The 5,432-nt window shown below is 45.9% G+C and carries 6 protein-coding genes; 3 read left to right on the top strand and 3 right to left on the bottom strand.

Translation table 11 applies throughout. The features are described from left to right. Both VN379_RS11925 and VN379_RS11930 read left to right on the top strand, forming a co-directional pair. A partial coding sequence (locus VN379_RS11925) for a hypothetical protein (RefSeq protein WP_325534085.1) occupies window positions 1–491 on the top strand: 491 nt, incomplete at its 5' end. Window positions 492–532: 41 nt separating this feature from the next. Continuing rightward, window positions 533–1,177 carry a hypothetical protein gene (locus VN379_RS11930; protein ID WP_325534087.1) on the top strand — a complete coding sequence of 215 codons (645 nt, stop codon included), beginning with the start codon at window positions 533–535 and terminating at the stop codon, window positions 1,175–1,177. 93 nt (window positions 1,178–1,270) lie between these two features. Here VN379_RS11930 and VN379_RS11935 read toward each other — a convergent pair whose 3' ends face one another. The 3 genes from VN379_RS11935 to gcvT all read right to left on the bottom strand — a co-directional run bounded on the left by VN379_RS11935 (window position 1,271) and on the right by gcvT (window position 4,902). Then, window positions 1,271–1,702, bottom strand: coding sequence for a hypothetical protein (locus VN379_RS11935; protein WP_325534089.1), 432 nt, complete (start codon window positions 1,700–1,702; stop codon window positions 1,271–1,273). A 136-nt stretch (window positions 1,703–1,838) separates the two neighbouring features. After that, the gene (locus VN379_RS11940) at window positions 1,839–1,961 is read right to left on the bottom strand and encodes a hypothetical protein (RefSeq protein WP_325534091.1); all 123 of its coding nucleotides are present in this window, start codon (window positions 1,959–1,961) and stop codon (window positions 1,839–1,841) included. 298 nt (window positions 1,962–2,259) lie between these two features. After that, window positions 2,260–4,902, bottom strand: a complete 2,643-nt coding sequence (gene gcvT, locus VN379_RS11945) for a glycine cleavage system aminomethyltransferase GcvT (protein ID WP_325534093.1) — start codon at window positions 4,900–4,902, stop codon at window positions 2,260–2,262. Between the two features lie 344 nt (window positions 4,903–5,246). Here gcvT and VN379_RS11950 point away from each other — a divergent pair. Beyond that, on the top strand, window positions 5,247–5,432 hold a 186-nt coding region (locus tag VN379_RS11950; RefSeq protein ID WP_325534095.1), incomplete at its 3' end, for a hypothetical protein.

The following is a 5,432-nucleotide window of genomic DNA, read 5'->3' on the forward strand; positions in this document are numbered from 1 at the left end:
ATTATAAACTGTATAAAAATAACCCGCTTGGTGAATTATTCTTGCATTATTTCCCTGAGTGGTTCATTATTTTTTCGCCAAAGCTGAAAATAGGCGCAGAATATGAAGCAAGCGAGTCTAATATTGCCAATGGCTTATTTATAAAAGGATTTTCGAACGGCTTTTGGCCCCACTACCAGTTAGGCGCATTTATTACGGAAGACGAAATTAAAAAAGGGGCTTTTCAGGAAACATCTTATTTTTTAAAAGTGGATTGTCCCGAAGATTTCCCCAAAGAAGAGCTGCAATTTGTGCCAGGCGGTGATTATCTTTGCCTGTTAACCAAAGGCAAGGGTCAGAACTTACCCTTTGCAGTAACAAGCTTCCTGGAAAAGGTTGAGCAAAGCAACCTGCATACTACAGGACATATTTTTATAATGGATGTTGTCAACAACCTGATTACATCAAATCCCAATAACTACTGCACCTTAATTTTCGCTAAAAAATGTTAACTTTACTTTCCGGGTAATTCAGTGCGTAAGGATGATAAATTATGTCAAATATTGCTGCTGACGAAAGCTCATTTTCAACTATAAACGCTGAGAATAAATATCCTTGTTACAATTTCAGTAATTTTAATATTACAAAGAACACACTCCCCATTACAGTAATAGCGATTAGAATAGAAGCAGCCCGCAATAGTTCTGATTTCCACAGAAACAGCTCATTCAGCCTGGCCTACACAACCTGTTTCGCAAAATGCAGCGAAATCTTTGGCCAAACGCAACTTTGCCTGAGTATCGAGCAACGTTCCAATATTATATTGGGTATTTTTAATACACCGGCACCAACAGAAATAAATAAAGTTTTTACGACAATAAGCAAAGCGGTATTCCCGGTTGTTAATACCATCAATAATCCACAAGCAGAAATAAAAGCGGCTGTTTTTATGGATACCGGCAACAGCGACACCGTTCATTTTGCTGACAATACGATATTTACCAGTCACACCTTATGGTTAGGAAATATAATTGAAAGAACCATAAAAATCTGCAATGCAACAGCACTGAGAGCAGATCCGGCCTTGCTGATTACTCATAATATGTATGACAAGCTTGATAAAGCTTATCAAAATAAATTTCTCAAAAGCTACTATCTTTTTCATATTTGCTGCTTCGGTGATTATCAGTTTTCTTAGGTGTCCTGGGGCAGGGCAATAAAAAAGAGGCTCAAGGTCAAACACCTCATGCCTCTACAAGCCTTGCGTAAACTCCTGCACTTTGATTTAATCCTATCGCTGCTGCAGGAAGGTCAAAATCTCCTGGTGGATATGGCTGCAGTCCCGCAGCCCCTGCTTGTAGGCGATTTCGGCCGACTGGCCCGATTCCAGCGCTGTGAACGACTCGTAATCCATGACCAGGTCCAGCAATTCCGGATACTGACCCTCCAGTTCCCTGGCCAGGGCCAGCAGCCGGTCCAGGGTGGTGCCGGCCTTGCTGACCGTCTTGCTGTAACCGGCATCGTTGGTGCCGGCCAGCTTGAGGATACTGTCCACCCTGACAAAGATATACTGATTAAAGGCCTCGGTTAAGATGCTTTGCAGCATAAGCCGGTCATCTTGCTCTGCCCCGGGCGGCTGCAGCTCCCAGTCCCGCTCTGCCGGCAGGAAGGAAACCAGCCCCGGACAAAAAGCTGCGCCGGCTGCCGTTGATTGATCAGACATATATATACCCCCCTATATTCAGGCTGCGGCCGGTATGGACGTCAGCTTTTTTACAGGGGGAAATTAAAAAGAACGCATGCAAAGGTTTTATCCCCTACACATGCGTTCTGTTGCGATATCTGTTACATACTCAACGCTAATAAGCCGGATACCCGGCCAAAACAACAAGGACGGTCGCAAACCGGTCATCCCTGTTTGCCCCGCTGCTGCTCATTAGCTGCTGAGGATAGATCGAATCAATTGCTGCGTCCGGTCGCACTCACAGCCCGGCGACGCCAGCGGCAACGACTATTAACCCCGCGCTCCCCCGCTTGTGTGGCGGCAGAAGCCCGGTGTATAATAGAAATGTCGTCGTGGACAGCTTGGCTGTTACGTGTAGGTGTTTGGGCACCTTGCGCGGGCCTGAAAGTGCTCTAACACTTTCAGGTCACGTCGACTTTTTAATTCCCACCTATTTTTAATTATAGTCTGTCTGCAGCAAAATGCAAGTACAGATTAGACCCAGGCAGGGTTTCTAAGTGGCCTTTAGGACATTTAGGGAATGTTCCTTTTTTCTCTTAGAAAGTGGACAGCAATCTTTCCAGACTTTTCGTAATCTCCTCGTCGGTGAAGCAGTATTTCAGGCCGGTGAAATTGCCCCTGAGCTTTGCTACCTCTTCCTTGACGTTTTTATTCCTTAGCACGACGTCCGCTATATATTCGGCCGTCTGTTCAAATTCTCTGTAACCGAAGCCGAATCTCGTCATTTCGGCAACGCCAAGCCGGATGGCGCCGGAAGCCGTGAAGCCTTCTTCTTCAGGCGTAGCCTGATAGTTGACGATGATATTGTTGTTTTCCAGCCTGTTTGCTATTTCCGGCCCGGTGCCATATCCCACCCTGACAATGACCTGATGTGTCTCCGTGTAAGATATGGAAGGATCGCCGGCAACATCCAGGCCGGCACTCTTAAGACATGTTGCAAAATACTTGGCATTTTGGATTATATTCTTCTGATATTCATCTTTGAAGCTGTTCATTTCATAGGCTGCCATCAATAACCCCAGCATAGTACCCAGGTGGTGATTGCTTACACTGCCAGGAAAAGCCCTGGTTTCGATGGTTTCCCATAAGCCGAATTTATAATCATCCTTGTCGTAATTACCGGCAATGATGCCTCGTTGGGGGCCGAAGAAGGTCTTATGGGTTGAACCTGTGACAATTTCCGCCCCTTCGGCAAAGGGATTCTGAAAGTAATCCCCTGCCAGGCCAAGCACGTGAGCCATGTCATACATGATAACCGCATTGATTTTCTGGTCATCGATGAACTGCCGGATTTCTCTTACCGGTTCTTTATGCAATACCATGCTCTTGCCGAAAATGATCAGCTCCGGTTTATATTTCTCTATGACTTTTTTTGTTTCCTCCACATCGATTTTAAAACTGTTATCCTTTTCTACAGGGAAACTGACAACGGCGTTTTTCTCAGTGACAGGATCAATGGCGATGTAGTCATGTAAAGCGCCCATCGGCTGGGCACTCAGGTGTCCGCCCCTGATGATGTGATTATTTAGTACATAGCCCAGACGGGAAGGGTCCTTTTTTCTGTTTACCCGGTTTTTAAAATCCATAATCGCACTAAATACGGCCGCGTTGGCCATCTGACCGCTGACAACTCTTGTCTCTACTGCCGTACAATTGAGGTATTTTCTTAGTTCTGCCATTAATAACTGTTCGATCTCGTTAATGAAACCGGTGCCTTGATAATAGAAAACATCATAATCATAGAACGATTTCGTTTTCTTGTGCTCCGCATACCGGCAAGCAGGGTCCAGCACCGACAACAGTCTGACAGCAGCCGAAGGGGTCTGTTCAGAGGGAATCAGGTTAATGGTTGCTTGCTGCCGCCAGACGGTGTTTTGGCAGCTTTTTTCGATAAGCTGCACCGCTTTGGTCTTATAGTCTGCCGGACTGGCGAAGGTGCCGCCTGCTTCCACGCCATAAATAATCGGCCTGGCAAAGGGCGGAGCATCACTTTTGAGGTGATACGGCGTGATAACAGCCTGCACCCTGTTGCCTCTGATCTCTACCGCCACCTTGTCGTTGACTTCTACATCGCCATTAAGCAGGGCCAGGCCGATTGCTCTTGTTGCTTTATCCCCGGTAATTTTGCTTGCCAGCCCATAGCCTTCGGTCTTTAGATAAGGCACCATGGTGGCGCTTGTTATGTAGCCAATTTCCTTATCCCCCTGAAATACCTTGCAGCCGGCCCTGGCCACCCCTTTATCAAGCAAAGCGACCGGTTTTATAATTCTGGCCAAAGCCGCCAAGCCGGCATAATCTCTGGCCATGATTTTTTTATAACCTTCATATTGCTTGGCCAAAGCCTCCCTGCCGATATAATCGCCTTTGACTGCCGCAAAGCTTACGGCAAATTTAGCCAAAGGGCAGGAGAAAATCGGGATTTCCCTGCCGTCAATGTCCAGACCCAATTCATGCCCATAAAGAGGCAGTCCGGCTTCAAGCCGCAGTGTATCTCTGGCGCCCAGGCCGATAGGCATGGCCCCGTAGGCAAGCAGCGTCTCCCAAACAGCGGCTGCCGCAGAGGCGTTAATAAACAATTCGAAGCCTAAGGGCTCGCCGGTATAACCCGTCCTGGCAACAAGCACTTCTTCCCCGTCGATTTTTAGAATATCCAGGGCGTTCTTTATAGGTTCTGTAAGAGAAACGCTGCCGGTCAGTTTACTGAGGATGTTCTTAGAATCCGGTCCCTGCAGGGAGATCATCGCCAGCTCGTTAGACTTATCGGTAACCGTTGCGTCAAATTTCGTTATTTCCCGTTGCAGGTGTTCCCAATCCTTCTCCGCATTAGCCGCATTGACAACAAGCAAATACTCATCCTCATAAAAGCGGTAAAGATAAGCATCATCCACCGCTCCGCCATTCTCGTTCGGAATCATGGTATACTGCGCCTGCTTAGGGTCAAGGGCCAAGGCATTATTCGTTAAAACATACTGGAGAAATTTTACGGCTTCTCTACCGGCGACAACGAATCTTCCCATGTGGGAAACATCAAATAGGCCGGCCTTTTTCCGGGTATAAATATGTTCCTCGATGATTCCCGCTTTATAATTGATCGGCATTTCCCAGCCGCCGAAATCCACCAGCTTTGCGCCTGCTTTTTCATGATTGTCATAAAGTACGGTCCTTTTTAACGCTGTCATATTATCAACCTCCATCATTTTCCTGAAGAAAACCGGCGATGAACTGCGCGTTTTTCTCATACCCAAACAATGCTAAACATGGTAAATATTGGAGCATCTAGGTGAGAGTATTCTCCTTCAAGAAATAAAATCCTTTATCCGGTAAGCAAAATTCTTCACTAAGTTCAAAGCTGTCTAATCCTTCTCGAATATAAATCCTAATCGCTTCTCGACCATCAAGCCAACTTCACCTGCGTGACGTCGCTCCAAAGAGATGTTTGTAAATAACCTTTTTAAATAGCAGGAAGAACTAAACCAGTTAAAGAAAATAATCCAGTAAAACCTTACCTACTAGGAGGATATCCATGTCTAATAGACAGCATCTCTCAGGAATTAAGCTTAAGTCTAAGACTTTTAGGCTTTTTTTTATCGTTGCGACTTTTCTGTTTCTGCCTGTATCTTCAACTGTGAGTGCCGAATCATCAGATGGTTATTATAACAATGGCTTAAATTATTACAAATTAGAACAATACGAACAGACAGCCAAACCA

This window comes from Sporomusa sp. (assembly GCF_035561255.1).
GTDB lineage: Bacteria > Bacillota > Negativicutes > Sporomusales > Sporomusaceae > Sporomusa.

What these genes read in the sequence shown, in the direction of transcription:
- VN379_RS11930 (WP_325534087.1), top strand. Translation starts at nt 533, where the DNA reads ATGTCAAATATTGCTGCTGACGAAAGCTCATTTTCAACTATAAACGCT.
- VN379_RS11935 (WP_325534089.1), bottom strand. Translation starts at nt 1,702, where the DNA reads ATGTCTGATCAATCAACGGCAGCCGGCGCAGCTTTTTGTCCGGGGCTG.
- gcvT (WP_325534093.1), bottom strand. Translation starts at nt 4,902, where the DNA reads ATGACAGCGTTAAAAAGGACCGTACTTTATGACAATCATGAAAAAGCA.